Source organism: Halomonas sp. McH1-25, from assembly GCF_022348165.1.
Classification (GTDB): domain Bacteria; phylum Pseudomonadota; class Gammaproteobacteria; order Pseudomonadales; family Halomonadaceae; genus Modicisalibacter.
The window spans coordinates 991,395-1,016,563 of record NZ_JAKRFI010000001.1 but is presented as its reverse complement, the minus strand read 5'-3'; the positions used below and the strand labels follow the sequence as shown (position 1 = coordinate 1,016,563).

Below are 25,169 nucleotides of genomic sequence, written 5' to 3'. Positions count from 1 at the left end.
GGCGGGGTGTCAGGAGGAGATATGCAGTCAGGTTCGCAATTCGGCGTCGGGCCATGGGTCGATGAAGAGTGGGCTGTCAGGTTGGAAACGATCGGGCAGGAGTATCAACTGTTGATGCAGGAGTTCCTGAGCCGAGCGTTACCCGGCGAAGCCGGATCGACGATCTATCAGGATATGCGCGATAACCTGCGTGCGGGCACCCAGGCTTTGGCCTCCAAACCGCAATCCATCTATGCAGCGCAGATGCGGCTCGCTCAGGACCAGGTGCGGCTGTGGCAACAGACCCTGCGCGAGGTGGCCGGTGACGGGGAGCCGGGTGAGCCTATCATCGAGCCGGAGCCGACGGATCGGCGCTTCAAGGACGAGGCCTGGCACAAGGATCCTTACTACCGTTTTGTCATGCAGCACTATCTGCTGCTGGTACGGCTGGTCAACGAACTGATCGAGAGCATCGACAGCCTGCCCGCGCAGCAGAAGCGCAGCCTGGCGTTTTATGTCCGTCAGTACATCAACGCCATGGCGCCGACCAACTTCGTCACCACCAATCCCGAAGTGATGCGCCGAACCCTGGAAACCAACGGTCAGAACCTGATCGACGGTTTGAAGCGGCTGCGCGAAGACCTGAACAACTCCGCCGAAGGCATCAACGTGTCGATGACCGATCGGCAGGCATTTCGTATCGGCGAGAACATTGCCGTGACGCCGGGAGCCGTGGTCTACGAAAACGAACTGATGCAGTTGATTCAGTACCAGCCCACCACGGAAAAGGTGTTCAAGACGCCACTATTGGTCGTGCCGCCCTGGATCAACAAGTACTACATTCTGGACCTGCGCCAGGACAACTCTATGATGAAGTGGCTGGTCGACCAGGGCCACACCGTCTTTCTGATCTCCTGGCGAAATCCCGGTGTCGAGCAGCGCGACATCACTTGGGCCGATTACATGCAGATGGGGCCGATTGCCGCCATGGAGGCGATCGAGCAGGCCTGCGGCGAGAAGTCGGTCAATCTGCTCAGTTACTGTGTGGGCGGCACACTCGCCGCCTCGACGGTGGCCTATCTGACCAGTACCCGACGTGCACGCAAGGTGCGCTCGGTCACCTACATGGCTACGTTGCAGGACTTCCGCGACCCTGGCGAGATCGGGGTCTTTCTCAGCGAACCGGTCCTGCAGGGGCTCGAACGACAGATGGAGGCCGACGGTTACCTGGACGGACGGGTCCTGGCGTTCTCGTTCAACCTGTTGCGAGAGAATGACCTGTTCTGGTCGTTCTACATCAACAACTACCTCAAGGGCGAAACCCCTGCCGCCTTCGATCTGCTTTACTGGAATACCGACGGCACCAACCTGCCCGCAGCCACGCATGGCTGGTACCTGCGCAACATGTATCTCGAGAATCGGCTGGTCGAGCCCGACGGCATCGAACTCGACGGCATCAAGATCGACTTGCGCAAGATATCCACGCCCAGCTACTTCATTTCCACCCGCGAAGACCACATCGCCAAGTGGCAGTCCACCTATTACGGCACCCAACTGCCCAAGGGACCGGTGACCTTCGTGCTGGGCGGCTCCGGGCACATTGCCGGCATCGTCAACCCGCCGTCGCGTAACAAGTATGGGTACTGGACCAACGACGAACTGCCCGACACGCACGAAGCGTGGTTGGAAGGGGCGACGCAGAACGAAGGCTCCTGGTGGCCGCACTGGCAGGCCTGGATGGCCGATAATGGCTATGTCGATGCCAATAAGCAGGTATCGGCGCGTCAGCCCGGCGAGGGTGAACTGAAAATTCTCGAGCCGGCGCCGGGGCGCTACGTCAAGCAGACCATTCCCGAGGTGCTGGGGCTGCTCGAGCGGGCCGCCGACCATGCCGAGACTGCGGCTGGCAGCGAGGCCGAAGTGGCCGAGTCGCCCGGGCAGGAGCTCAGCCAGGAAAAACAGTGATCGCCCTTCGTTGGACGGATCGACCCGCACCCAGGTGCGGGTTTTTCTTGAGGAGCGACTATCGTTCGATGGCCTGGTCCAGCATTTCCAGCATCGAACGGGCGGCGTTGGAGAGCGTACGGCTCTTGTGGACCAAGTAGCCCAGCGGGCGCTCGATGGGGCGATGTTCGATGGGCAGCACATGGACCTCGCCATCGATCAGCGACTCGGGCAGCACGCTCCAGCCGAGGCCGATGGCGACCATCATCTTCAATGTCTCCAAATAGTTGGTCGAGAGCGCGACATTCACTTTTAAGCCGTCGCGGGCAAAGGTATCGACGACGATGCCGCGAGTGAACGTCAGGTGACCCGGCAGCACGGCGTCGTACGCAGATAGCGCCGACAGCGGAAGGTCGCCGTGTCCGGCCAGCGGGTGATCCTTACCGCAGACGAAGCGCAGACGATCGGTCCATACCGGGACTACCAGCAGTTGCGGGTCGGGCACCGGGGCCAGAGTGACCACGGCGATTTCCAGCTCGCCATCCAGCACGCCCTGGTAGGCCTGCTCGGAATCCAGGAAGCGCATGTCCATGCGGACCTCGGGATGCGCCTGGGTGTAGGCTTTCAGGATGGGTGGCAGTCGGTGCAGGCCGATGTGATGGCTGGTCGCCATGGTCAGGCTGCCGCCAATGCTGCCGGACAGGTTGGCCAGGGCGCGGCGACTGTCGTCCACCATCACCAGGATCTCCCTGGCTCTCGGCAGCAGTACCCAGCCGGCCTCGGTCAGGCTGACGCGTCGGCCGATGCGGTCGAACAGCCGAGCGCCGATCTGGTCTTCCAGGGTGGCGATGCGTTTGCTGACGGCGGGTTGGGTCAGGTAAAGCTGTTCTGCGGCTAGCGAGAACGAGCCGTGATCGGCGACGGCCAGAAAGGCTTGCAGACTTTGCGTGTCCATGCGGTTTCCCAAGATTCAGAGAAGCTTATTATTCCATTTAGGAATTCAAAGGATAAAGAACATGAATTGATTTTATGCGACGCGGTCCGTAGTCTCTTTCGGGTGACGGCGACCGAGAGCGCCGCGGATACCGGACATGACCGAGCTCAGCCGAGCACGCTGGAGGAAACCCATGGCAGGCCAGACGCTTTACGACAAGTTGTGGTCGCAACATTTGGTCAAGGAGCGCGACGACGGTAGCGCCTTGATCTATATCGATCGCCAACTGCTGCACGAGGTGACATCGCCTCAGGCCTTCGAGGGCCTGCGCCTGGCAGGGCGCAAGCCGTGGCGGCTGGATGCCAACCTGGCCACGCCCGACCACAACGTGCCGACCACCGTGAAGGAGCGGGCCGCCGGCAACGCCGGAATCCTCGATCCGGTCTCGCTGATCCAGGTCCAGACGCTGGACGACAACTGCGAATCCTTCGGTATCGAGGAGTTTCGCATCAATGACGCCCGCCAGGGTATCGTGCACGTCGTGGGCCCCGAACAGGGCGCGACCCTGCCGGGCATGACCGTGGTCTGCGGCGATTCGCATACCGCCACGCATGGTGCCTTTGCGGCGCTGGCGCACGGCATCGGCACGTCCGAGGTCGAGCATGTCCTGGCCACTCAGTGTCTGATCGCCCAGAAGATGAAGAACATGCGTGTGCGCGTCGAGGGCAAGCTCGGCCTCGGCGTGACCGCCAAGGATATCGTCCTCGCCATCATTGGCCGTATCGGTACGGCCGGCGGGACCGGTTACGCCATCGAGTTTGCCGGCAGCGCGATTCGCGACCTGTCGATGGAAGGGCGCATGACCATCTGCAACATGGCTATCGAGGCCGGGGCGCGGGTCGGCCTGGTCGGCGTCGACGACAACACCATCGAGTACCTGCGCGAGCGCCCGTATGCGCCGTCCGCCGAACACTGGGATGCAGCGGTGAATGCCTGGCGCAACCTGGTGTCCGACGATGATGCGGCGTTCGATAAAGAGGTGGTGCTCGACGCCGCCGAGATCGCCCCGCAGGTCACCTGGGGTACCAGCCCCGAAATGGTCGCCTCGGTCGAGGCGACAGTGCCGGATCCGGCTGCCCTCGATGACGACACCGCCAAGCGTGGCGTGACCCGGGCGCTGGAATACATGGGGCTGGCACCCAATCAGAAAATCACCGACATTCGCCTCGACAAGGTGTTCATCGGCTCATGCACCAACTCGCGCATCGAGGATCTGCGCGAGGCGGCCAAGGTCGCCCGGGGTAAGAAAGTCGCCGACTCGATCAAGCTGGCGATGGTGGTGCCGGGCTCCGGTCTGGTCAAGCGCCAGGCCGAGGCCGAGGGACTCGACAAGATATTTCTCGACGCGGGTTTCGAATGGCGTGAGCCGGGCTGTTCCATGTGCCTGGCGATGAATGCCGACAAGCTGGGTGCCGGCGAGCATTGTGCCTCGACCTCCAATCGCAATTTCGAAGGACGTCAGGGCTATGGCGGGCGTACCCACCTGGTTAGCCCGGCCATGGCGGCGGCGGCGGCGATCGCCGGCCACTTCGTCGACGTGCGTCAGTTCACCCAGCAGCCCCAGGAGGCCTGAGCCATGCAGCAGTTTACCCAGCATCAGGGCTTGGTGGCGCCGCTCGACCGGGCCAACGTCGATACCGACCTGATCATTCCCAAGCAGTTTTTGAAGTCGATCAAGCGCACCGGCTTCGGCCCCAACCTGTTCGACGAGTTGCGCTACCTCGATGAGGGTTATCCGGGGCAGGATGCTTCCCAGCGTCCGCTGAACCCCGATTTCGTGCTCAATCAGCCGCGCTACAAAGGGGCGAGCGTGCTGCTGGCAAGGCGTAACTTCGGCTGCGGCAGCTCGCGCGAGCATGCGCCCTGGGCACTCGAGGATTTCGGCTTCCGGGTGGTCGTCGCGCCGAGTTTTGCCGATATCTTCTACAACAACGCCTTCAAGAACGGCATCCTGCTGATCACGCTGGATGAAGAAACGGTGGATCGACTGTTCCGGGAAACCGAAGCCAACGAGGGCTATCGCCTCGATGTCGATCTCGAAGCGCAGACGATAACCACGCCTTCCGGTGAGATCATCCGTTTCGAGATCGACGGCTTCCGCAAGCACTGTCTGCTCAATGGCCTCGATGACATTGGCCTGACGCTGCAGGAGGAAGGCGCTATTCGTGAGTTCGAACAACGTCACCGCCAGACCCAGCCGTGGCTGTTCCGCTAACCCTATAACCACAACGCTGGACGCAAACCAGGGACGCTTCTTCGAAGTCTGCGCAAGGACAGCGCTTCATTCAACACGACCGGGCAGGTGAACGCGGCCTGCCGGGTCCTGGTCAGAGTAAGCACATGAGCCGCAAGATTCTCGTTCTGCCGGGTGACGGTATCGGCCCGGAAATCACCGCCGAGGCGGTCAAGATTCTCAATGCCTGTCGAGATGCCGGCCTGGACATTGTCCTCGAGGAGGGGCTCGTGGGTGGCGCCGGTTTCGATGCCTTCGACGAGCCGCTGCCGGCCGAGACGCTGGACATGGCCAAGGCCGCCGATGCCATTCTGCTCGGCGCCGTCGGCGGTCCCAAGTGGGACAAGCTGGAGGATATCGGCAAACGTCCCGAGAAGGGGCTGCTGGGGTTGCGCAAGAATCTCAACCTGTTCGGCAATCTGCGTCCGGCGCTGCTCTATCCGCAACTCGCCGAGGCCTCCAGCCTCAAGCCCGAGGTCGTGTCGGGACTCGACATCATGATCGTGCGCGAACTGACCGGGGGCATTTACTTTGGTCAGCCGCGCGGCATCGAAGAGCGCGACGGCCAGCGCGTCGGTTTCAATACCTACGTCTATTCTGAAGCGGAAATCGAGCGTATCGGTCGTGTCGCCTTCGAAATGGCCCAGAAGCGCAATGGTCGACTATGTTCGGTCGACAAGGCCAACGTGCTCGAGGTCACGATGCTGTGGCGCGAGGTCATGGAGCGTCTATCCGCCGACTATCCGGATGTCGAGCTCTCGCACATGTACGTCGACAATGCCGCCATGCAACTGGTGCGCGCTCCCAAGCAGTTCGATGTGATCGTTACCGGCAACATGTTCGGTGATATCCTCTCCGATGCGGCGGCCATGCTGACCGGCTCGATCGGTATGCTGCCGTCGGCGTCGCTCAACGAAAATGGCCAGGGCATGTACGAGCCCTGCCATGGCAGCGCGCCGGACATTGCCGGGCAGGGCTTGGCGAATCCGCTGGCGACGATTCTTTCCGTGGCGATGATGCTGCGCTATACCCTCAACGAGACTGCGCTTGCCGAACGCATCGAGCGGGCGGTAGGCAACGTGCTCGACCAGGGGCTGCGCACGGCGGACATCGCCTACGCGGGAACACGCAAGGTAACCACTGCCGAGATGGGCGATGCCGTTCTCGAGGCCTTCCGCGCGCAGCGCTGAGCGCCGTGCCGTCGGTCTGGCCGCCCAGGCTCGGTTCTATCGCGTCCGTGGCACCCGCGGACGCACACCGGCAGCCTGGCTGGCGGTGACACTTGGAATTCAGGAGGACTTCACATGTTGAAAGTCGGTTTTGTCGGTTGGCGTGGCATGGTGGGCTCGGTGCTCATGCACCGCATGCGCTCGGAGAATGACTTTGCCGGTATCGAGCCGGTGTTCTTCACCACCTCGCAGGTCGGCCAGCCGGGGCCCGACATCGGTGTGGACGTGCCCCCGCTCAAGGACGCCTACGATCAGAACGAACTCAAGGCGCTGGATGTCATCGTGACCTGCCAGGGCGGTGATTACACCGACGAGGTATACAAGCCGCTGCGCGAGGCAGGCTGGAAGGGCTATTGGCTGGATGCAGCCAGTACCTTGCGCATGGCCGATGAAGCGACCATCGTTCTCGATCCGGTCAACCGTCATGTGATCGATGCCCAACTGGCCAAGGGCGCCAAGACCTTCGTCGGCGGCAACTGTACGGTCAGTCTGATGCTGATGGGCCTGGGGGGGCTGTTCGAGGCCGATCTGGTGGAATGGATGACCTCCATGACCTACCAGGCGGCTTCCGGCTCCGGCGCAAAGCATATGCGCGAACTGCTGACCCAGATGGGGTCGCTGCGTGATAGCGTTCAGCATGAGCTGGACGATCCGGCCAGCGCCATTCTCGATATTGATCGCAAGGTGACCGAGTCGATGCGCGGCGACCGTTTCCCCGTCGAGAACTTCGGCGCACCGCTGGCCGGCGGCCTGTTGCCGTGGATCGACAAGCCGATGGACAACGGTCAGACCCGCGAGGAGTGGAAGGGCAGCGTCGAGACCAACAAGATTCTCGGCCATGGCGCCAATCCGATCCCCATCGACGGGCTCTGCGTGCGTATCGGGGCGATGCGCTCTCACAGCCAGGCCTTCACCATCAAGCTCAAGAAGGACGTACCGCTCGACGAAATCGAGGATCGCCTGGCCAAGCACAATGAGTGGGTCAAGGTCGTACCTAACGAGAAAGAGGCGACCCTGCGCGATCTCACGCCGTCTGCCGTGTCAGGTACCATGACCGTGCCGGTGGGGCGGCTGCGCAAGCTGGCCATGGGCGGCGAGTATCTCACCGCGTTTACCGTTGGCGACCAGTTGTTGTGGGGTGCGGCCGAGCCGCTCAAGCGCATGCTCTCGATCCTGCGCGAGCAGTAATCGAGCCCGCCACCATTGGCACCGAATCGACGCCTCCCCCAGGGGAGGCGTTTTTGCATGGAGCAAATGGCCGCTGTTCGGGACGCTTTTCGTTTAATCCCTCGGCGCGGTTTTATGCTACTTATGTGGCAACGTTCTAATACAACGTCGTCACGGGTGCCTGATGACGGCGGGTACGGCAGGGGACAAGATGAGACGCACTGTATCGCTGGCCGTCCTGGTCACGTTGGCGACGGCGAGCCCTGGCTTGCAGGCGCTGGGCCTGGCCGAGCCCGAGGTGAATTCGAGCCTGAGCGAGCCGTTGCGGGCACGTATCGCGCTATCCGACCTGGGAGGGTTGGATCCTAGTCATTTGCGCGTACGGCTGGCCGATGCCGAGGCGTTCGGCCAAGCCGGCATGTCGCGCAGTGCGCTGGCCGAAAGCGTGCAGATGGCTCTCTCCACGGACGCAGGGCAGCTGTCGGTCGTGCTGAGCACCGACAAGCCGGTGAATGAGCCCTACCTTGACCTGCTGCTGGCCCTGGAGTGGCCGGATGGCACGCTGCGCCGCCAAGTCACGCTGTTGCTCGACCCGCCAGGCTATGCTGGTACGGCAGCGCTGATCGACAATGGACAGCATTCATCCGGAAAAACGTCAAAGGTAGCCCAGGCAACCTCGCTGCCCTCGGCCTCGCCGGTGAAAGGAAAGGAGCATCTGCCTGTCGCTCCGGTCGGGCAATCCCGACGTATCGAGGTCAAGCCCGGTGATACCTTGTGGCGCATTGCCGAGCGTGTCTCCCGGCCGGCTGGTGTGAGTGTCGAACAGGTGATGATGGCGCTGTTCCGCACCAATCAGGCAGCGTTTCCCGGCGGCAATATCAATAGCCTGCGTGCAGGTGCTGTGCTCGACGTGCCTGCCGATGAGCGGCTGATGGCCGAGGTTGCCAGCAACGCACACCAGCAGGTAAGCCAGCAAAACCGGGCTTGGCGGTCGTCGGGGCGTGACGATATGGCTTCGGGGGTGGTGGAGACGCCACGACTTACTCTGCTCAGCGATATCGAGCTGGCTGCCGAAACGGCAGCGAGCGATAGCAACGACGCCCAGATGCCGCTCGACAGTCAAACGGCGGTCGCCACGGGCACAAGCGCTGAAAGCAGCGAGCCACCGCTCGACGAGGCGGCACGTCTGGCAGCGTTGGAGGCCAACTGGCAGTCCAGTCGAAAAGCGCTGGCGGAGATGCGCATCGAACGTGATCGTCTGCAGGACGAAATCGTGTCCCTGCGCGAGGACATGGCTTCACTGCGCGAACTGCTCAGCCAGTCGGTGGCTGCCGCACCGGCGAAAGACGCCGTCGAGCCTGCGCAGCCGGTGGCCGCTGCCTCGTCGACAGCGGCGGCATCTTCTGTGCCGCTGGCTCAGGCCAACAGCGCCGTCTCGGCTGCTGACGGGCGGACTGACAGGTCCGGCCTATGGCAGCGTATCCGGCAAGGTATCGCCGATCAGGCAAGCTTGATCGGTGGCGGTGCAATTGCGTTGCTGCTGCTGGTCTGGGCCATCTTGCGCCGGCGTAGCCAGCGCGAGCCCGATGACGCTGGTATGGATTACAGCTTCCAACAAGCGATGGGCGATAGCGGCATACCCGACTTCGTCGAGAAGGTGCCGGCGCCAGTTCCTGTAAGCACCGCTTCGCCCACCGAAAGCGCGCCTCAGGCTGAGACCATCAACGAAGCCGATATCTTCATCGCCTACGGACGCTACGAGCAGGCGAGCGAGTTGCTGGAAAAAAGCCTGGAGAGTGAGCCCGAGCGGCACGATCTCCGGCTCAAGCTGCTGCTCGCCTATACCGAGCTGGGCAGGCGTGACGCCGCCGAGCGGGAGGCAGCGCAGCTCCTTGAACGCACCGATGGCGACTATCGCTCGGAGATCGATCGGCTCATGGCTCGCTTCGAGTCCGATGACGGCCAGCCCGACAAGGCGCAGGAAGCCGCGGCTTCGGAAGATCCTTCGAGGCATCTTCTGGACGAAGCGAAGCGTATCGAGGGGGCCGTGGATAGCGTGGTCGCCGATGTCGAGCGGATCATCGACTACAAGCCGCCGAGCCTCGAGCCGGAACACGAGTCGCGTCACGATGCGTTGCAACGGCCCGGCATCGACATTCCGGAGTTTCCTGGACTCTCGTCCTCAACGGGGCGCGACGATGCTGAATGGGACATCGAAGAAGTGGCATTCGAGCCCTTAAATCTGGATAATGATCGGCCCACTACCGACACGTCAAAGATCAAGCCGGCGCGCTGATCGGGCATCGTCCCGGTGCGCTGCAGCCAGCTTGGCTAGGGTGTCGGTCCATCGACTGCGACTGCGACTGAGCCGATGCCCCTGTTCGAGTACCTGGACGACACTTCCCGCCTCACCGGACGCCTGGCCATTGGCGTGGAATATGACGGCAGCGCCTATTGCGGCTGGCAGCGTCTCAAGCATGCCCCCTCGGTGCAGGCTGCGCTGGAAGCGGCGCTCGGCAAGGTGGCTGCAACCTCGGTGCGCGTTCTCTGTAGCGGACGCACCGATACCGGCGTGCATGCCACACGGCAGATCGCGCATTTCGACGCACCGGTTGCGCGTACCCAGAAAGCGTGGGTGTTCGGCGCCAACGCCAACCTGCCTCGCGACATCGCCGTGCGCTGGTTGGTGCCCGTCGCCGACGATTTTCATGCCCGATTCAAGGCGCTGGCTCGGCGCTACCGTTACGTCATTCTCAACCAGCCCAGTCGTCCGGTACTGGAACGTGCCAATGCCACCTGGTGTCGTGAGCCACTCGATGCCGAGCGCATGCACGTGGCGGCCCAGGCACTGGTCGGCGAGCACGACTTTTCCAGCTTTCGCGCTGCCGGATGCCAGTCCAAGACGCCGCGGCGTCACCTGCACTTCATTACGGTCAACCGCTATGGCCCGCTGGTCGTCATCGATGTGCAGGCCAACGCTTTCCTGCATCACATGATTCGCAACATCGCCGGGGCGCTGGTCGCGGTGGGCAAGGGCGAGCAGGGCGTCGACTACATGGCACGGCTTCTCTCGCTGCGCGATCGCGCCCTGGCCAACGTCACCGCACCGGGATGCGGTCTGCATTTCGTCGACTCGCTCTATGACGAGCGTTTTGGACTGCCACGTGAGCCGCTCGGCCCCAACCTGCTGGCCTTCCTGGGCGAATGGACGGGGGAACGTCCACTGCCCGATTGTCCCATGGTGCGCTTTCGCCTCGGCCAGCCAGTGACCGAGCGCGAACAACGAGATGACACTGTCATGAATGCCTCCGGTGAACGGCATGAACTGCCGTCGCCGTGTCAGGAGTCCCGCACATGAGTCCGACCTTCACGTTGCGTACTCGAGTCAAGATCTGTGGTCTGACACGTGCCGAGGATGTCGACGCTGCCGTGGCTGCCGGCGCCGATGCGCTGGGGTTCGTGATGTGGCCGGGTAGCCCCCGGGCGCTCGACCTCGAACGTTTGGCTGCGTTGTCCGCCCGTGTACCGGCCTTCGTCACACGTGTCGGCCTGTTCGTCGATCAGGACCCGGCTTTCGTCCAGGCGTGTGAAGCGCATCTCGATGTAGTTCAGTTCCATGGCGATGAGACGCCTGTCGAATGCAGCCAGGCGTCGCGCCCTTGGGTGAAGGCCCTGCGCATGCGCGACGGCATCGACCTTGGGGCGGCGGCGAGCGAATATGCCGGTGCGCGGGGGCTGTTGCTCGACGCCTACAAGCGGGGAGTGCCGGGTGGCACCGGGGAAACCTTCGACTGGTCGCGAATCCCCGCAAGTCTGGCAAAACCTGTTATTCTCGCGGGAGGCCTCGACGCGTCCAACGTCGGCGAGGCTATCCGCAAGGTCCGCCCCTTTGCCGTCGACGTCTCGGGGGGAGTCGAGCAGGCCAAGGGCATCAAGGACCCCGACAAGATCCGCGCCTTCGTGCGCCAAGTGTTTCTCGCTCAAGATTGAGCCCAGCGACCCGATGAGGTGTCTTTCGTGACCAAGTTCAGCGACCTGACCCGTCTGCCCGATGACCGTGGCCATTTCGGCCCCTACGGCGGCCGGTTCGTTTCGGAGACCCTGAGCTTCGCGCTGGAAGAACTGGAGAAGACTTACCAGAGTCTTCGCGACGATCCGGACTTCCAGGCGGAATTCGACTATGACCTGGCCCACTACGTCGGCCGCCCGTCTCCGCTGTATCACGCTGAACGATGGTCCAAGCACCTTGGTGGCGCGCAGATCTGGCTCAAGCGCGAGGACCTCAACCACACTGGCGCGCATAAGGTGAACAACACCATCGGCCAGGCCCTGTTGGCCAAGAAAGGCGGCAAGCCGCGGGTCATCGCCGAGACCGGCGCTGGCCAGCACGGCGTCGCCACCGCCACGGTCGCGGCTCGGCTAGGGTTGAAGTGCGATATCTACATGGGCGCCGAGGACGTCGAACGCCAGAAGCTCAACGTCTACCGCATGCATTTGCTGGGCGCCAACGTGATCCCTGTGGAGTCCGGCTCGCGCACGCTCAAGGATGCCATGAACGAGGCGCTGCGCGACTGGGTGACCAACGTCGATGATACCTTCTACATCATCGGCACCGTCGCCGGACCGCACCCCTATCCGATGCTGGTCCGCGACTTCAATGCCGTGGTCGGCCGCGAGGCGCGTCGTCAGTCGCTGGAACAGATCGGACGCCTGCCCGATGCATTGGTCGCCTGCGTGGGCGGTGGTTCCAACGCCATGGGCCTGTTCTATCCCTTCGTCGAGGACGACGATGTGCAGATGTACGGCGTCGAGGCCGGCGGTGACGGGGTCGAGACCGGTCGCCATGCGGCACCGCTGACCGCCAATGCACCGCGCGGCGTGTTGCATGGCAACCGCACTTACCTGATGTCCGATGAAGGCGGCCAGATCGCCGATACTCATTCCATCTCCGCGGGGCTCGACTATCCCGGTGTCGGACCGGAGCATGCGTTGTGGAAGGACGTGGGACGTGTGCAGTACGTAGCCGCCAACGACGACAAAGTGCTCGAGGCGTTCCGTGAGCTGACCCGGATGGAAGGCATCATGCCGGCGCTCGAGTCTGCGCATGCCATGGCATACGCCAAGGTACTGGCCCCGACCATGCGGCCGGACCAGCACATCGTCGTCAATCTTTCCGGACGCGGCGACAAGGATATCCTGACCGTGGCCAAGATCGACGGCGTCAATTTCTGAGAGGGCAAGAATGAACCGAATCGACCAACGCTTCGCCGCTCTCAAGGAGCAGGGCCGTACCGCGCTGATTCCCTACATCACGGCCGGCGATCCTTCGCCCGATCATACCGTGAACTACATGCACGCCCTGGTCGAGGCTGGCGCCGACATCATCGAGTTGGGCATCCCATTCTCGGATCCCATGGCCGATGGGCCGGTGATCCAGAAGGCCTGTGAGCGCGCACTCAAGCATAACACGCGGTTGTCGCACATCTTTTCCATGGTGCGCGAGTTCCGCCGCAGCGACAGCGAGACGCCTGTCGTGTTGATGGGCTATCTGAACCCCATCGAGCGCCTCGGCTACCCGGCCTTTGCCGAGCAGGCCGCCGAGGCGGGCGTGGACGGCGTACTCATCGTCGATATGCCGCCCGAAGAGGCCGACGAGATCGCGCCGCTATTCAAGGAACATCGCCTGCAATCGATCTTCCTTGTCGCCCCTACCACTTCCGAGGCTCGGGCCGCTACAATATGCGCCCATGGAGAAGGGTACCTGTACTACGTGTCGCTCAAGGGCGTGACCGGTGCGGCAAGCCTGGATGTCGATGCCGTCGACCGGCAACTGGACGTGCTGCGCAAGCTGACCGGGCTGCCGCTCTGCGTGGGCTTCGGCATTCGCGACGGTGCCTCGGCCGCTGCCGTCGGCAGGGTGGCAGACGGCGTCATCGTCGGCAGCGCGTTGGTGTCGCGTATCGCGGAAGGTTGCGAGCGGCCCGACAGCGTCGCCGAAGAACTCAAAGGGGTACTCGGCGAGATGCGCCAGGCACTCGATGCCTGATGCCACTCGCCACCCAAGAATATTCTCCCGGGGCATGGCGCCTCGGGTTTCCTGACAGCAGCAGAACGGAAATCCTCTGACCATGAGCTGGCTAGACAAGATCGTCCCGTCCATGGGCCGCACCCAGCGCCAGGATCGTCGTACCAGCATCCCCGACGGCCTGTGGCGCAAGTGTCCGAAATGCGACGCGGTGCTCTATCTTCCCGAGCTGGAAAAGCACCACAACGTTTGCCCCAAGTGCGACCATCACCTGCGCCTGACGGCGCGCAAGCGTCTCGATTGGTTCCTCGATGCGGAGGGGCGCCAAGAGATCGCCACCGATCTGCAGCCGGCCGACCGGCTCAAGTTCCGCGATACCAAGAAGTACAAGGATCGCCTTGCCGCGGCGCAGAAGGAAACCGACGAGAACGATGCGCTGATCGCCATGCGCGGGACGCTCGATGGCATGCCCATGGTGGCCGTGGCGTTCGAGTTCACGTTCATGGGCGGCTCCATGGGCGCCGTGGTCGGCGAGAAGTTCGTGCGCGCGGCCAGCCTGGCCCTGGAGGAGGGCATTCCGCTGATCTGTTTCGCCGCCTCGGGCGGGGCGCGCATGCAGGAAGCGCTGTTCTCGCTGATGCAGATGGCCAAGACTTCCGCTGCGCTCGAAAAGCTCAAGCAAGCCGGCATTCCCTACATCTCGGTACTCACCGATCCGGTGTTCGGTGGGGTTTCCGCTTCGCTGGCGATGCTGGGCGACCTCAACGTGGCCGAGCCCAATGCCTTGATCGGTTTCGCCGGGCCGCGCGTCATCGAGCAAACCGTGCGCGAGAAGTTGCCCGAAGGCTTCCAGCGCAGCGAGTTCCTGCTCGAGCATGGCACCGTGGACATGATCGTGCACCGCAGCGAGATGCGTGAACGCTTGGGGAGTGTCCTGCGTAAACTGACCCGCTGGGCGCCGGAAGCCGAGCCTGAGCTAGACCCCAAGGCATCTCCTGACGAAGCAACCGACGAGGTCGCCGTCGACGATGAGCTGCGTGATATCGAACGCTGAATGAGCGCCGCCGCTTCCCTGACTGATTGGCTGGCGCGCCTCGAGCGCCAGCATCCCGTAAGCATCGACCTCGGCCTGGAGCGTGTGGCCGAGGTCGCGTGCCGTATGGGCTTGATGGATTCGCCCATTGCCAAGCGGGTCATCACCGTAGCCGGTACCAATGGCAAGGGGTCGACCGTGGCCATGCTCGAAGCGTTGGCGCGTGCCCATGGGCTAAGCACGGCGACGTATACGTCTCCTCACCTGCTGCGTTACAACGAACGCCTGCGCTTCGACGGCGCCGAGGCCGAGGATGATCTGCTGGTGACCGGCTTCGAGCGTGTCGAGACCGCACGCCTTGCCCCCGAGCCGGTCAGCCTGACGTATTTCGAGGCTGGAACGTTGGGCGCGTTCTGGGCCATCGCCCAGCGTCGTCCTGACTTGGCGATCCTCGAAGTCGGGCTGGGAGGGCGACTCGATGCAGTCAACGTCATCGACCCCGACGTGGCGGTGATTACCACCATCGCTCAAGACCATGCTGCATTCCTGGGAACGGATCTCGAGCAGATTGGCCGTGAAAAGGCCGGCATCATGCGGCGCATGCGTCCCGTGGTGCTGGGCAGCGAACATCTACCGCGCAGCGTGCGCCAAGTGGCCTTGAGCGTTGGGGCCGGCGTGCATGCGTTGGGCGATGACTTCCGCCATGACGAGCCAGACGCCGATGCTACCTGGACCTGGCAAGGTCGTGATGGTCACGGCAACCCGACGACCCTTGCGCAGCTACCCGATCCGCGTCTGCCACGCGACAATGCGGCCAGTGCCCTGCAGGCGCTTTATCTGGCCGGCATGACGCTCGATGTCGAGGCGTGCCGGCGTGGCTTCGCCAACGTGCAGTTGCCCGGGCGAATGCAGTGGCTGGGGCAGTGGTGCCTGGATGTGGCGCATAATCCGCATGCCGCCCATTACTTGGCCTCGCGTCTCGCCCGGCGGGCACGTCCGGCACGCCGCATCGGCTTGCTCGGCATGTTGGGCGACAAGGATGCCTCCGGTGTCGTGGCGGCACTGTCACCCCAGGTAGATGGCTGGGTCGCTGTCAGTCTCGATGGCGAGAGGGCACGTAGCGCATCCGAGTTGGCCGCCTTGCTCGAAAGCCAGGGGCAGACGGTACTGCATCAGGCCCAGTCGCCGGCGGCCGGCGCCGAGTGGCTGATGCAGGTGCTAGACGAAGAGGACGAGGCCTTGGTCTGCGGTTCCTTCTTTATGGTCGCCGGGGTTCTCGAGTGGTTCAGTTTGCGTAGGGTGGATGCAGCGCACGAACCGGCATCCACCGCGAGGAGGAATGCATGAAATACGGACTGCGGGAACGCATCAGTGGGGCGGTAATCCTCGTCGCACTGGGCGTTATCTTTATTCCCATGTTGTTCGACGAGCCACCGTCGCGTGAGGAACAGCCTGAACCGGTATTGACCATTCAACAGCCGATCGACGTCGAGCGTGCACCGGTGGCCGAGCCGGAAAGGCCGCCGAGCCTGGGCCAGATTCAGTTGCCCAGCACGCCGAACACTACGGCACCGCAAGCGAATACCCAGGCTGAGACGCCAGCGCCTCCGCCGCCATCGGCACCCGAGCCCGAGCCTGCCGCTCCGACACAGTCTGCAGAGCAGCAGCCGGTAGCCGATCCCTCCACGCGCTCCGACCCGATCGCCGATCTGGCGCGGCAATCCGAGCAGCGCCAGGACGAATCAACGACCCAGGCATCGTCCGGTGCCGCCAGTAGCAGCGGAGAATGGGCGGTTCAGGTGGGCAGTTTCGGCGAGCCCGATAACGCTCAGCGGTTGGAGTCCAAGCTCGATGAGCAGGGCTTCAATGCCTTTCGCCAACCGCGCAGCAACAATCTGACGACGGTCTACGTCGGTCCGTTTGCCAGCTCGGAAGCCGGTGAACGAGCGCGAACGGAACTCAAGGAAAAGGCTAACATCCAGGGGCTGCTCGTGCGCATGAAGGAGGGCGAATGACCCTGACCTGGCTGGACTGGGCGTTTCTGGCGGTCCTGTCCATGTCGATGCTGGCGGGTTTTCTGCGAGGGCTCGTGCGCGAGGCGCTGGGCCTGGGCGCCTGGATCGTGGCGCTATTGGCATCGCGGCTGTTCGCCCAGCCGGTAGCGGACATGCTCGAAGGATATATCGAACATCCCGATATCAGGCTGGTACTGGCCTTCATTCTGGTGATTTTCGTCGTCGTCATGCTGTGCGGCATGGTGATTCGGGGGATGCATGCCGCTATCGAGTGGGTGGGGATGGGCTTCTTCAACCGGCTCGCCGGGGCCGGTTTCGGTATACTTCGCGGTGGCGCCATTCTGGTTCTGGCCACGGTGATCATCACGTTGACCCCACTCGTGCAGTTACAGGCCTGGCAGCAGGCGCAGCTGCGTCCGAGTTTCGAAGGCCTGCGCGACTGGACGATCAGCCGCATTGCCGATTGGGAGCGACACGATCCCGAAACGGCAGACAAACTACGTTCGTTCTCCCTGCCTGTCGAGATTCCCGGCACGAGTGGGGCAAGCAGTACACCCTGAGTCATTCAATGCATCGAGGCCAGTCTTGGTGTCGGTATCATCGCAAGCGAGGTAAGGCGTAATGTGCGGTATCGTAGGCCTCATGGCCAATCAGCCGGTCAACCAGGCGCTCTATGATGCGCTGACAGTGCTCCAGCATCGGGGGCAGGACGCCGCCGGTATGATGACCTGGCATGAGGGACGCTTTCTGCTGCGCAAGAGCAACGGACTGGTGCGCGATGTGTTCCACACGCGTCATATGACGCGCCTAAAGGGCAACCTGGGCATTGGCCATGTGCGTTACCCCACGGCGGGCTCGTCCAGTGAGGCCGAATCGCAGCCGTTCTATGTCAACTCGCCGTATGGTCTTGCCCTGGCCCATAACGGCAACCTGACCAACTCCGACCAGTTGAAGCAGGAGCTCTACTCCAGCGACCTGCGCCACATCAATACCCGTTCGGACTCCGAGGTGCTGCTCAATGTCTTCGCCCATGAACTGGGTAAGCAGGGCCATCACCTGACCCCCGACGATATCTTCGATGCGGTACGTCGCGTACATCGACGCTGTCGGGGCGGCTATGCCGCCGTGATCATGATCAATGGCTTCGGCATGGTGGCGTTCCGCGATCCCCACGGCATCCGTCCGGTGGTTTTCGGTACCCGCGATACCGAAGAAGGCCAGGATGTGATGATCGCGTCCGAATCGGTGGCATTGGACGTCGGCGGCTTCGAACTGGCTCGGGATCTGGCGCCGGGAGAGGCGATCTTCGTCGACATGCGCGGCGAGATCCACACTCAGCAATGCGCCGATCGTCCGGTCCTGGCACCCTGCATCTTCGAGCATGTCTACCTGGCTCGCCCGGACTCTCTTCTGGATGGTGCTTATGTCTACGGCACGCGCATGCAGATGGGGCGCAAGCTTGGCGACCGCATCCTGCGCGACTGGCCCGAGCACGACATCGACGTGGTCATCCCGATTCCCGATACCTCGCGGACTTCGGCGCTGGAACTGGCTCAGCATCTCGGCGTGACCTTCCGTGAAGGGTTCATGAAGAACCGCTACATCGGTCGTACGTTCATCATGCCGGGGCAGACCCAGCGCAAGAAATCGGTACGCCAGAAGCTCAACGCCATCGACATCGAGTTCGCCGGCAAGAACGTGCTGCTGGTCGATGACTCCATCGTACGCGGTACGACGTGTAAGCAGATCATCCAGATGGCCCGTGAAGCCGGCGCCAACAAGGTCTATTTTGCCTCCGCCGCGCCACCGGTGCGTTACCCCAACGTCTACGGTATCGACATGCCGGTCGCCAAGGAGCTGATCGCGCATGGACGCAGCGAAGCCGAAGTCGGTGAGCTGATCGGCGCCGACCGGATCTTCTATCAGGACCTGGAAGACCTCAAGGCCGCCTGTCGCGAAGTCAATCCGAAACTCGAGCGCTTCGATTGCTCGGTATTCGATGGCGAGTACATTACCGGCGACATCGACGACAATTACCTCAACGCGCTGGAGGCAGCGCGCAGCGATGCAGTCAAGGATACCGCCAGTACGGCGCACTCCGTGGTCGATCTGCATAACGATGTCGAGGATTACGACTAGGTAACAGCGGCGGCCCGTCATGGCGGGCCGCCGTTTCGTTAGGGAGCGAGGCATGCAGCACGACGACTTTTCCGCAGATCCGCTCGCCGGACTGGCGTTGGATACGCTGGCCGTCCGCGCCGGCCACGAGCGAACCGCCGAACAGGAACACGGCGAACCCATCTTCACGACGTCCAGTTTCGTCTATGGCAGCGCCGCCGAGGCCGCACGCAAGTTCGGAGGCGAGGAGCCGGGCAATATCTATTCGCGCTTCACCAATCCCACCGTACGCATCTTCGAAAAGCGCCTGGCGGCGCTGGAAGGCGGCGAGCGCTGCGTGGCGACCAGTTCGGGCATGGCTGCCATCCTGTCTACGGCGCTGGCCCTGCTGGAAGCCGGCGACGAGATCGTCGCTTCACGCTCGCTGTTCGGTTCGACGGTCAGTCTATTCAGCAAGTACCTGGGTAAGTTCGGCATTACGACGCGCTATGTCGAACTGGGCAATCTCGAGGCTTGGGAGGCGGCCATGACGCCGCAGACCAAGCTGCTGTTTGCCGAGACGCCATCCAATCCGTTGTCCGAGGTGGTGGATATCGAGCAGTTGGCGGTTCTGGCCAAGCGCCACGGCGCCTGGCTGGCCATCGACAACTGCTTTCTGACGCCGGCGCTGCAGCGCCCGTTGGATTTAGGCGCCGATCTCGTCATCCACTCGGCGACCAAATATCTCGATGGCCAGGGTCGCGCCATCGGCGGCGCCGTGGTCGGACGCGACAAGGAGCTTGAGGAGCTGTTCGGCGTGGTGCGCACCTGTGGTCCGTGCATGAGTCCGTTCAACGCCTGGATCTTTCTCAAGGGGCTGGAGACACTGGGGATTCGCATGAAAGCGCACTGCGAAAACGCTCTGGCGTTGGCGCAGTGGCTCGAAGCGCACCCGGCAGTAGAACGCGTCCATTACAGTGGGCTCGAAAGCCATCCCCAGCATGCCCTGGCCAAGCGACAGCAGCGGGGGTTCGGGGCGGTACTGGGAATCGAGGTCAAGGGCGGCCGCGAGGGGGCCTGGTCGGTCATCGATGCCACCCGGCTGATGTCGATTACCGGCAACCTGGGTGACGTCAAGACTACCATCACCCATCCGGGAACGACGACTCACGGACGTCTCAACGACGAGCAAAAGGTCGCCGCCGGCATCCGCGAAGGATTGATACGTGTGGCGGTGGGGCTGGAGGATATCGACGACCTCAAGGCCGACCTGGCGCGCGGGCTCGATCGCCTATAAGCGATCTCAGGCAGGCGCACTGCGCGTACGTAGCGGCCAATCGAGAAACAATAAGCAATCATTCGCCTGCAATTATTTCTTTTTAGTGAAAAATTAGTTTCCCGTTTACGGGCTGCGCCGCATCCGCTGTGTCTTTATGCTGGCGCCATTCCACCGTGGCGACCGTCCGGGGCATCACGGTAACGTCGGGCAAGGAGAGAGCGGTCATGTGGCGCAACTCGATCCGCGGGTGGGGACTGACGAGCATTGCCATACACTGGTTGAGTGCCGTCACGGTGATTGGGTTGTTCGCGCTGGGCTGGTGGATGACCGGGCTCGATTATTACGATGCCTGGTATCAGCGGGCTCCTTGGTGGCACAAGTCGGTGGGCATGGTGCTGTTGGGGCTAACCCTTGTCAGGGTCGCATGTCGTCTCGTGCAGCCCACGCCCGAGATGGAAGGATCGCGCCTCGAATGCATAGTCGCTTATCTGGGCCATATGCTCATCTACCTCGTGCTGTTCGTTGTCCTGATCAGCGGTTACATGATTTCCACGGCAGAAGGGCGGGGGATCGAGGTGTTTGGCTGGTTCAGCGTGCCTGCACTGGTTTCCGGCCTGCCTAACCAGGCGACATTGGCCGGCGAAATTCACTGGTACGCTGCCTGGGCATTGATCGTCCTGGCGATCGGCCACGCACTGGCCGCCTTCAAGCACATGTTGGTCGATCGCAACGATGTCATGCGCCGGATGCTCGATCCCCGTTTGTCCGACGATCGGTAATAGGTAATACCATGCCGGCGTCGTTGCGCCGGTGTCTGCTTTGCAACCCGAGAAAGGAGTCCTCAATGTTCAAGAAAACCGCCGTTGCCGCCGCTCTGGGCGCATCCGCCATGCTGTCGTTGTCCCAGGCTCAGGCTGCCGAGTACGTTATCGACACCGAAGGTCAGCATGCCTTCGTCCAGTTCAAGATCAGCCACTTGGGTTATTCGTACATTCTTGGCGATTTCGAAGAATTCACGGGTAGCTTCAATTACGATCCGGAGAACGTCGCCGATTCCAGCGTCAACATGACCGTCGACGTCTCCAGCCTGGATACCAATCACGCTGAGCGCGACAAGCATATTCTCAGCGACGATTTCCTGGATGCTTCCCAGTATCCCGAGGCGACCTTCGAGTCCACTGGCTTCGAGTCCACCGGCGAGGGCGAAGGCAAGTTGACCGGCAACCTCACGCTGCATGGCGTCACCAACGAGATCACCATGGACGTGAACCACATCGGTGGTGGCGACGATCCTTGGGGCAATTACCGCCAAGGCTTCGAAGGTTCCACCATGCTCGACCTGTCGGACTACGATATCGATATGAGCAAGTTTCCGCCGGTCATGCATGAGCTCGAGCTTTACGTCGTGTTCGAAGGCATCCGTCAGTAAGGCATGCGTCATGCCCATCGAGGCGCCCCGCGGGGCGCCTTTTTCGTTGCAGGGATAGCGAGGTGCCCTTATGCCTGGCGGTACCGGTTCATAAAGCGATGATCGAGACGCCGCTTGGCAATCAGGGCCAGCCTACCCGCCCACCAGAGTCCGCCACGCATCGCCAGGCCGCGTCCGTCGCCCATGTTGAGTATCGACAGCGCATGCCGCTGGGGTTGGAAAGATTCGAGTGGCGCGTTCTGCATACGTGCCAGCAGGTTGCCGAGCAGCACCGGCGCCTGGCGCACACCGTAGACACCCAATTTGGGGTACGGGGCGTCTTTCAGCCAAGCGCAGTCGCCCACCGCGAAGATCCGGTCGTCGTACGGCGCGTGCAGCATCGGGGTGATGGCCAAGCCGTGGTGCGGGTGATGTTCGAGCCCCAATTCGCCGACCAATGCCGGTGCAGCGAGGCCGGTGGCAACGATGACCTGATCGGCGGGCAAGTGCGTGCCGTCATCGAGCCGGAGCTTGCCCTGACGATAGGCCAATGCGTTGACGGGAAGCTCCAGCTTGAGACCGCGGCGGATCAGGCGACGGGTAATCCAGCGACTGGCGCCCGACGGCGCCTGGGGGAGCAGACGCTTTTCGGCACTGATCAGGCTAATATCGAATTTGCCTCCGTAGCGCTCGCTGAGCCCGAGCAGGTTGCAGGCCAGTTCGACACCGGTGGGACCACCCCCGAGGATGGCCAGGCGGGGCAGAGAGGATGACTCGGCGAGATAGGACTCGAGCCGTTGCCTGAGCTGCCAGAGCGTCTCGATGGGCTTGGCCGGCCAGACTCCGGTGGCCTCTTCGAGCCCGGCGACTGGCGGCATATCGACCCGACTGCCCAGGTTGAGCGATACCAGATCATAGGCAAGCTTTTCTCCGCTAGCCATTAGCAGGTAGCGCTCGATACGATCGATGGCAATGACCCGGTCCTTGACGAAGTGCCCTCCGGCCCGTGCGATCAGGTGCCGTGGGTCCAGGCGATCCTCGTCAGCATGGTAGTCCCCACCCAGCATGCCGGTAGCCATGCCGGAGTACCAGAAATCCCCCGGCGAGACCAGGGTGACGTTGGCGCCCGCGCGTTTGAGGCTGTCGGCATTGGCGGCGACATGTAGATGACTGTGCCCAGCGCCGACCAGTACGATATTGACGATATCAGCCATCCTTGCGGTTCCGTTGACAGCGGTTCGGTAGTCTAGCATGGGGTAGGTGAATCGCAGCCGGGCTCTTGCTTGCGTTGCGACTATGCTGAAACGGCATGAAGCATGATGCCTACCGACCGGGGAGTGACATCTCTCAGTGGAAGGCCGGGGCGTCGACAGCCAACCCGTTAAGGAGCTTTGAACATGGCGCGTACCGATATTTTGCCGAGGATGGGACTGGGAACCTTTCGCCTGAAGGGGCAGGATGCGTTCGACTCGGTGACATCGGCACTGGAACTGGGGTATCGCCTCATCGATACCGCTCAGATGTATGGAAACGAAGAGGATGTCGGCAGAGCGATTCGCGAAAGCGGCATCCCGCGCGACGAGATTTTCGTGACCACCAAGGTGTGGTGGGATCGCCTGCAGCATGACGATCTGATTGCCTCGCTCGAGGAAAGTCAGCGCAAGCTGGGCCTTGAGCAGATCGATCTGGCCTTGATTCATTGGCCTTCGCCCACTGACGAGGTGCCCATGGCGGAGTACATCGGTGCACTGAACGAGGCGCGCGGCAAGGGACTGGCTACGCGCATCGGCGTGTCGAACTTCACTATTGCGCAGATCGACGAGGCGCTGGCTGCACCTGGCGGCGACCAGCTCGTAACCAACCAGATCGAGGTGCACCCCTTCCTGGCCAATCACAAGGTGACCAAGCATTGCCAGGGCCAAGGGCTGCAGGTGACGGGCTACATGCCGTTGGCCGTCGGCAAGGTCATGAACGAGCCGGTTATCAGCCAGATCGCCGCCGATCATGACGCCACACCGGCACAGATTGCGTTGGCTTGGGTGCTGTCCCGTGACATCGTCGTCATTCCATCGTCCACCAAGCCGAGCCATCAGGAGGCCAATCTCAAGGCGTTGGACATTGAACTGAGCGCTGACGAGATCCAGCGTATCGGCAAACTCGACGTCGGCGAACGCATCGCCAATCCCGACTTCGCGCCGGAGTGGGACAAGTAACCTCTGTCTGTGCGGCCTGGATAGTCGCTGTGTCTTATCCCGTCAGGCTCGGTGCTGTCACCACAAAAGTCGTCCGGTTCTGTATCCTTGCCGATCGTGGTTCGACCATTGACTCGTTGGTAACGGAGACGCCTTGAACCGGACTCATCCTTCTCTGCAACGCCAGCTCTGGCAACAGACTTGGCCCATGGCGCTTGGCGTGCTTTCCCTATTGGGATTCCAGCTCGTCGACAGTGCCTTCATTGCCCGACTGGGAACCGCGCCCCTGGCGGCCCAGTCGTTCACGTTTCCCATGGCATTTCTCATCATCGGCGTCCAGGTCGGTATCGGCATTGCCATCGCTGCGCTGATCTCCCGTGCGTTGGGGGCAGGGGAAGAGGCGCGGGCTCGCCGGCTGGGCAGCCTGGTGCTGCTCGGCGGAAGCTTGCTGATCGCCGCGCTGTGCATTGTCCTATGGTGGTGGCAGACCCCCATCTTTCGACAATTGGGGGCAGACGACGCCATTCTGCCGCTGATACGCCGCTACTGGGGACCCCAGTTGCTGGCATCCTGGGTCGGGGCCGTACTCTATTTTTGCTACAGTCTGTTCCGCGCCCACGGCGATACCCGGCTGCCGGGCAAGCTGATGGTGCTGACCAGCCTGATCAACCTGGCGCTCGACCCGCTGCTGATTTTCGGAATTGGCGATTGGGCAGGGCTGGGGCTGCCCGGGGCCGCCTGGGCCACCACGCTGGCGTTTGCAATAGGGCTGGGGGGAGCGGCCTGGCGCCTGCGGCAGACCGACTGGATGGCAACCCAAGGTCTGGTCGAGGAGGCCCTGACCTCGACCCGCCCTTTCATGGGCATCGCCGCGCCGGCCATGGTCAGCCAATTGATGCCGCCACTGGCCGCCATGTTGGCTACGGCGATCATTGCCGATCTGGGTGAAACTGCTGTGGCCGCCTGGGGGTTGGCGAGCCGGCTCGAGACTGTGTCGCTGATGGTGGTGCTGGCACTGACCATGTCATTGCCACCGTGGCTCGGCCGCTGCTACGGCGGTGGCGACTGGCGGCAGGTTCGGCGTCTCATGGCATTGGCGATGAAAGTGGTGGTCGTCTGGCAGTTGGGACTCGGCCTGGTCCTGGCGCTGCTGGCGCCGTGGGTCGCCAGTCTGCTTGCGGGTAATCCCGATGTTCGCATCGAGCTGGCCATCTTGATCCGCGGCCTGCTGCCCAGCTATGCGCTGCTGGGGGTGTGTATGCTCGTGGTCTCCGCCTCCAATGCCTTGGGGTGGCCGTTGCGTGCCATGATCATGTCCTGCGTGCGGCTGTTCGTTTGCTACCTGCCGTGTCTATGGCTAGGCGCGCAGCTAGGTGGCGTGCCGGGCATCGCCATAGGCGCGGCGGTAGGCAATGGCCTGGCGGGTGCCGTGGCTTGGGGGCTGTATCGCCGCTCGATAGGAAGCTCAGGAAAGGCAGATGAAACAGCTGCTTATTGCAATAAATAGACATCTATTTGCCAAAAATAACTCCGATAAAGGTTTTTGTGGCGTCGTGGGTGTAACCAGCGCCTAC

22 protein-coding genes are annotated in these 25,169 nt (G+C 62.6%); 20 read left to right on the top strand and 2 right to left on the bottom strand.

What is annotated here, in order from left to right:
* Positions 1–21: 21 nt before the first annotated feature.
* Positions 22–1,944: a class I poly(R)-hydroxyalkanoic acid synthase gene (gene phaC, locus MHM84_RS05150; protein WP_239263212.1), complete on the top strand. Its 1,923-nt coding sequence runs from the start codon at positions 22–24 to the stop codon at positions 1,942–1,944.
* A gap of 58 nt (positions 1,945–2,002) precedes the next feature.
* Here phaC and MHM84_RS05145 read toward each other — a convergent pair whose 3' ends face one another.
* A complete protein-coding gene (locus tag MHM84_RS05145; RefSeq protein ID WP_239263210.1) occupies positions 2,003–2,878 on the bottom strand; it encodes a LysR family transcriptional regulator in 876 nt (291 codons plus the stop codon).
* A 172-nt stretch (positions 2,879–3,050) separates the two neighbouring features.
* Between MHM84_RS05145 and leuC the strand changes: the two genes are divergently transcribed.
* The 17 genes from leuC (at position 3,051) to MHM84_RS05060 (ending at position 21,424) form a co-directional block, all read left to right on the top strand.
* Positions 3,051–4,490, top strand: coding sequence for a 3-isopropylmalate dehydratase large subunit (gene leuC, locus MHM84_RS05140; RefSeq protein WP_239263208.1), 1,440 nt, complete (start codon positions 3,051–3,053; stop codon positions 4,488–4,490).
* Positions 4,491–4,493: 3 nt separating this feature from the next.
* Positions 4,494–5,132 carry a 3-isopropylmalate dehydratase small subunit gene (gene leuD, locus MHM84_RS05135; RefSeq protein WP_239263206.1) on the top strand — a complete coding sequence of 213 codons (639 nt, stop codon included), beginning with the start codon at positions 4,494–4,496 and terminating at the stop codon, positions 5,130–5,132.
* A 125-nt stretch (positions 5,133–5,257) separates the two neighbouring features.
* Positions 5,258–6,340 (top strand): 3-isopropylmalate dehydrogenase, encoded by a 1,083-nt coding sequence (leuB, locus tag MHM84_RS05130; RefSeq protein WP_239263204.1) that lies wholly within the window; start codon positions 5,258–5,260, stop codon positions 6,338–6,340.
* A 114-nt stretch (positions 6,341–6,454) separates the two neighbouring features.
* Positions 6,455–7,567: an aspartate-semialdehyde dehydrogenase gene (gene asd, locus MHM84_RS05125; protein ID WP_239263201.1), complete on the top strand. Its 1,113-nt coding sequence runs from the start codon at positions 6,455–6,457 to the stop codon at positions 7,565–7,567.
* Positions 7,568–7,757: 190 nt separating this feature from the next.
* Positions 7,758–9,842, top strand: a complete 2,085-nt coding sequence (locus MHM84_RS05120) for a FimV/HubP family polar landmark protein (protein ID WP_239263198.1) — start codon at positions 7,758–7,760, stop codon at positions 9,840–9,842.
* A gap of 75 nt (positions 9,843–9,917) precedes the next feature.
* A complete protein-coding gene (gene truA, locus MHM84_RS05115) occupies positions 9,918–10,904 on the top strand; it encodes a tRNA pseudouridine(38-40) synthase TruA (RefSeq protein WP_239263195.1) in 987 nt (328 codons plus the stop codon).
* Positions 10,901–11,536 carry a phosphoribosylanthranilate isomerase gene (locus MHM84_RS05110; RefSeq protein ID WP_239263192.1) on the top strand — a complete coding sequence of 212 codons (636 nt, stop codon included), beginning with the start codon at positions 10,901–10,903 and terminating at the stop codon, positions 11,534–11,536. Before truA ends, MHM84_RS05110 begins: the two co-directional genes overlap by 4 nt.
* 27 nt (positions 11,537–11,563) lie before the next feature.
* On the top strand, positions 11,564–12,778 hold the full coding sequence (trpB, locus tag MHM84_RS05105) for a tryptophan synthase subunit beta (protein ID WP_239263189.1): 1,215 nt from the start codon (positions 11,564–11,566) through the stop codon (positions 12,776–12,778).
* Between the two features lie 10 nt (positions 12,779–12,788).
* A complete protein-coding gene (gene trpA, locus MHM84_RS05100) occupies positions 12,789–13,592 on the top strand; it encodes a tryptophan synthase subunit alpha (protein WP_239263187.1) in 804 nt (267 codons plus the stop codon).
* An 82-nt stretch (positions 13,593–13,674) separates the two neighbouring features.
* Positions 13,675–14,625, top strand: a complete 951-nt coding sequence (accD, locus tag MHM84_RS05095; RefSeq protein WP_239263185.1) for an acetyl-CoA carboxylase, carboxyltransferase subunit beta — start codon at positions 13,675–13,677, stop codon at positions 14,623–14,625.
* The gene (folC, locus tag MHM84_RS05090; RefSeq protein ID WP_239263183.1) at positions 14,626–15,951 is read left to right on the top strand and encodes a bifunctional tetrahydrofolate synthase/dihydrofolate synthase; all 1,326 of its coding nucleotides are present in this window, start codon (positions 14,626–14,628) and stop codon (positions 15,949–15,951) included.
* Positions 15,948–16,619 (top strand): SPOR domain-containing protein, encoded by a 672-nt coding sequence (locus tag MHM84_RS05085; protein WP_239263181.1) that lies wholly within the window; start codon positions 15,948–15,950, stop codon positions 16,617–16,619. The genes folC and MHM84_RS05085 overlap by 4 nt, the downstream gene beginning before the upstream one ends.
* Positions 16,616–17,179: a CvpA family protein gene (locus tag MHM84_RS05080; RefSeq protein WP_239263179.1), complete on the top strand. Its 564-nt coding sequence runs from the start codon at positions 16,616–16,618 to the stop codon at positions 17,177–17,179. The genes MHM84_RS05085 and MHM84_RS05080 overlap by 4 nt, the downstream gene beginning before the upstream one ends.
* Positions 17,180–17,240: 61 nt before the next feature.
* Positions 17,241–18,758, top strand: coding sequence for an amidophosphoribosyltransferase (purF, locus tag MHM84_RS05075; RefSeq protein ID WP_239263177.1), 1,518 nt, complete (start codon positions 17,241–17,243; stop codon positions 18,756–18,758).
* Between the two features lie 52 nt (positions 18,759–18,810).
* Positions 18,811–20,013 carry an O-succinylhomoserine sulfhydrylase gene (locus MHM84_RS05070; protein ID WP_239263175.1) on the top strand — a complete coding sequence of 401 codons (1,203 nt, stop codon included), beginning with the start codon at positions 18,811–18,813 and terminating at the stop codon, positions 20,011–20,013.
* A gap of 206 nt (positions 20,014–20,219) precedes the next feature.
* The gene (locus MHM84_RS05065) at positions 20,220–20,774 is read left to right on the top strand and encodes a cytochrome b (protein WP_239263173.1); all 555 of its coding nucleotides are present in this window, start codon (positions 20,220–20,222) and stop codon (positions 20,772–20,774) included.
* A 65-nt stretch (positions 20,775–20,839) separates the two neighbouring features.
* Positions 20,840–21,424, top strand: a complete 585-nt coding sequence (locus tag MHM84_RS05060; protein ID WP_239263170.1) for a YceI family protein — start codon at positions 20,840–20,842, stop codon at positions 21,422–21,424.
* A 68-nt stretch (positions 21,425–21,492) separates the two neighbouring features.
* Here the strand turns inward: MHM84_RS05060 and MHM84_RS05055 are convergent, their stop codons facing one another.
* Positions 21,493–22,617: an FAD-dependent oxidoreductase gene (locus tag MHM84_RS05055; RefSeq protein ID WP_239263167.1), complete on the bottom strand. Its 1,125-nt coding sequence runs from the start codon at positions 22,615–22,617 to the stop codon at positions 21,493–21,495.
* A 183-nt stretch (positions 22,618–22,800) separates the two neighbouring features.
* Between MHM84_RS05055 and dkgB the strand changes: the two genes are divergently transcribed.
* On the top strand, positions 22,801–23,616 hold the full coding sequence (gene dkgB / locus MHM84_RS05050) for a 2,5-didehydrogluconate reductase DkgB (protein ID WP_239263164.1): 816 nt from the start codon (positions 22,801–22,803) through the stop codon (positions 23,614–23,616).
* Positions 23,617–23,803: 187 nt separating this feature from the next.
* A complete protein-coding gene (locus MHM84_RS05045; RefSeq protein WP_239263847.1) occupies positions 23,804–25,102 on the top strand; it encodes an MATE family efflux transporter in 1,299 nt (432 codons plus the stop codon).
* Positions 25,103–25,169 lie beyond the last annotated feature (67 nt).

Coding starts and splice junctions, on each gene's coding strand:
- asd (WP_239263201.1), top strand. CDS start 6,455: ATGTTGAAAGTCGGTTTTGTCGGTTGGCGTGGCATGGTGGGCTCGGTG.
- MHM84_RS05120 (WP_239263198.1), top strand. CDS start 7,758: ATGAGACGCACTGTATCGCTGGCCGTCCTGGTCACGTTGGCGACGGCG.
- dkgB (WP_239263164.1), top strand. CDS start 22,801: ATGGCGCGTACCGATATTTTGCCGAGGATGGGACTGGGAACCTTTCGC.
- MHM84_RS05065 (WP_239263173.1), top strand. CDS start 20,220: ATGTGGCGCAACTCGATCCGCGGGTGGGGACTGACGAGCATTGCCATA.
- leuD (WP_239263206.1), top strand. CDS start 4,494: ATGCAGCAGTTTACCCAGCATCAGGGCTTGGTGGCGCCGCTCGACCGG.
- trpA (WP_239263187.1), top strand. CDS start 12,789: ATGAACCGAATCGACCAACGCTTCGCCGCTCTCAAGGAGCAGGGCCGT.
- MHM84_RS05080 (WP_239263179.1), top strand. CDS start 16,616: ATGACCCTGACCTGGCTGGACTGGGCGTTTCTGGCGGTCCTGTCCATG.
- MHM84_RS05110 (WP_239263192.1), top strand. CDS start 10,901: ATGAGTCCGACCTTCACGTTGCGTACTCGAGTCAAGATCTGTGGTCTG.
- purF (WP_239263177.1), top strand. CDS start 17,241: ATGTGCGGTATCGTAGGCCTCATGGCCAATCAGCCGGTCAACCAGGCG.
- phaC (WP_239263212.1), top strand. CDS start 22: ATGCAGTCAGGTTCGCAATTCGGCGTCGGGCCATGGGTCGATGAAGAG.
- MHM84_RS05145 (WP_239263210.1), bottom strand. CDS start 2,878: ATGGACACGCAAAGTCTGCAAGCCTTTCTGGCCGTCGCCGATCACGGC.
- leuB (WP_239263204.1), top strand. CDS start 5,258: ATGAGCCGCAAGATTCTCGTTCTGCCGGGTGACGGTATCGGCCCGGAA.
- MHM84_RS05070 (WP_239263175.1), top strand. CDS start 18,811: ATGCAGCACGACGACTTTTCCGCAGATCCGCTCGCCGGACTGGCGTTG.
- leuC (WP_239263208.1), top strand. CDS start 3,051: ATGGCAGGCCAGACGCTTTACGACAAGTTGTGGTCGCAACATTTGGTC.
- accD (WP_239263185.1), top strand. CDS start 13,675: ATGAGCTGGCTAGACAAGATCGTCCCGTCCATGGGCCGCACCCAGCGC.
- folC (WP_239263183.1), top strand. CDS start 14,626: ATGAGCGCCGCCGCTTCCCTGACTGATTGGCTGGCGCGCCTCGAGCGC.
- truA (WP_239263195.1), top strand. CDS start 9,918: ATGCCCCTGTTCGAGTACCTGGACGACACTTCCCGCCTCACCGGACGC.
- MHM84_RS05055 (WP_239263167.1), bottom strand. CDS start 22,617: ATGGCTGATATCGTCAATATCGTACTGGTCGGCGCTGGGCACAGTCAT.
- MHM84_RS05045 (WP_239263847.1), top strand. CDS start 23,804: ATGGCGCTTGGCGTGCTTTCCCTATTGGGATTCCAGCTCGTCGACAGT.
- MHM84_RS05060 (WP_239263170.1), top strand. CDS start 20,840: ATGTTCAAGAAAACCGCCGTTGCCGCCGCTCTGGGCGCATCCGCCATG.
- MHM84_RS05085 (WP_239263181.1), top strand. CDS start 15,948: ATGAAATACGGACTGCGGGAACGCATCAGTGGGGCGGTAATCCTCGTC.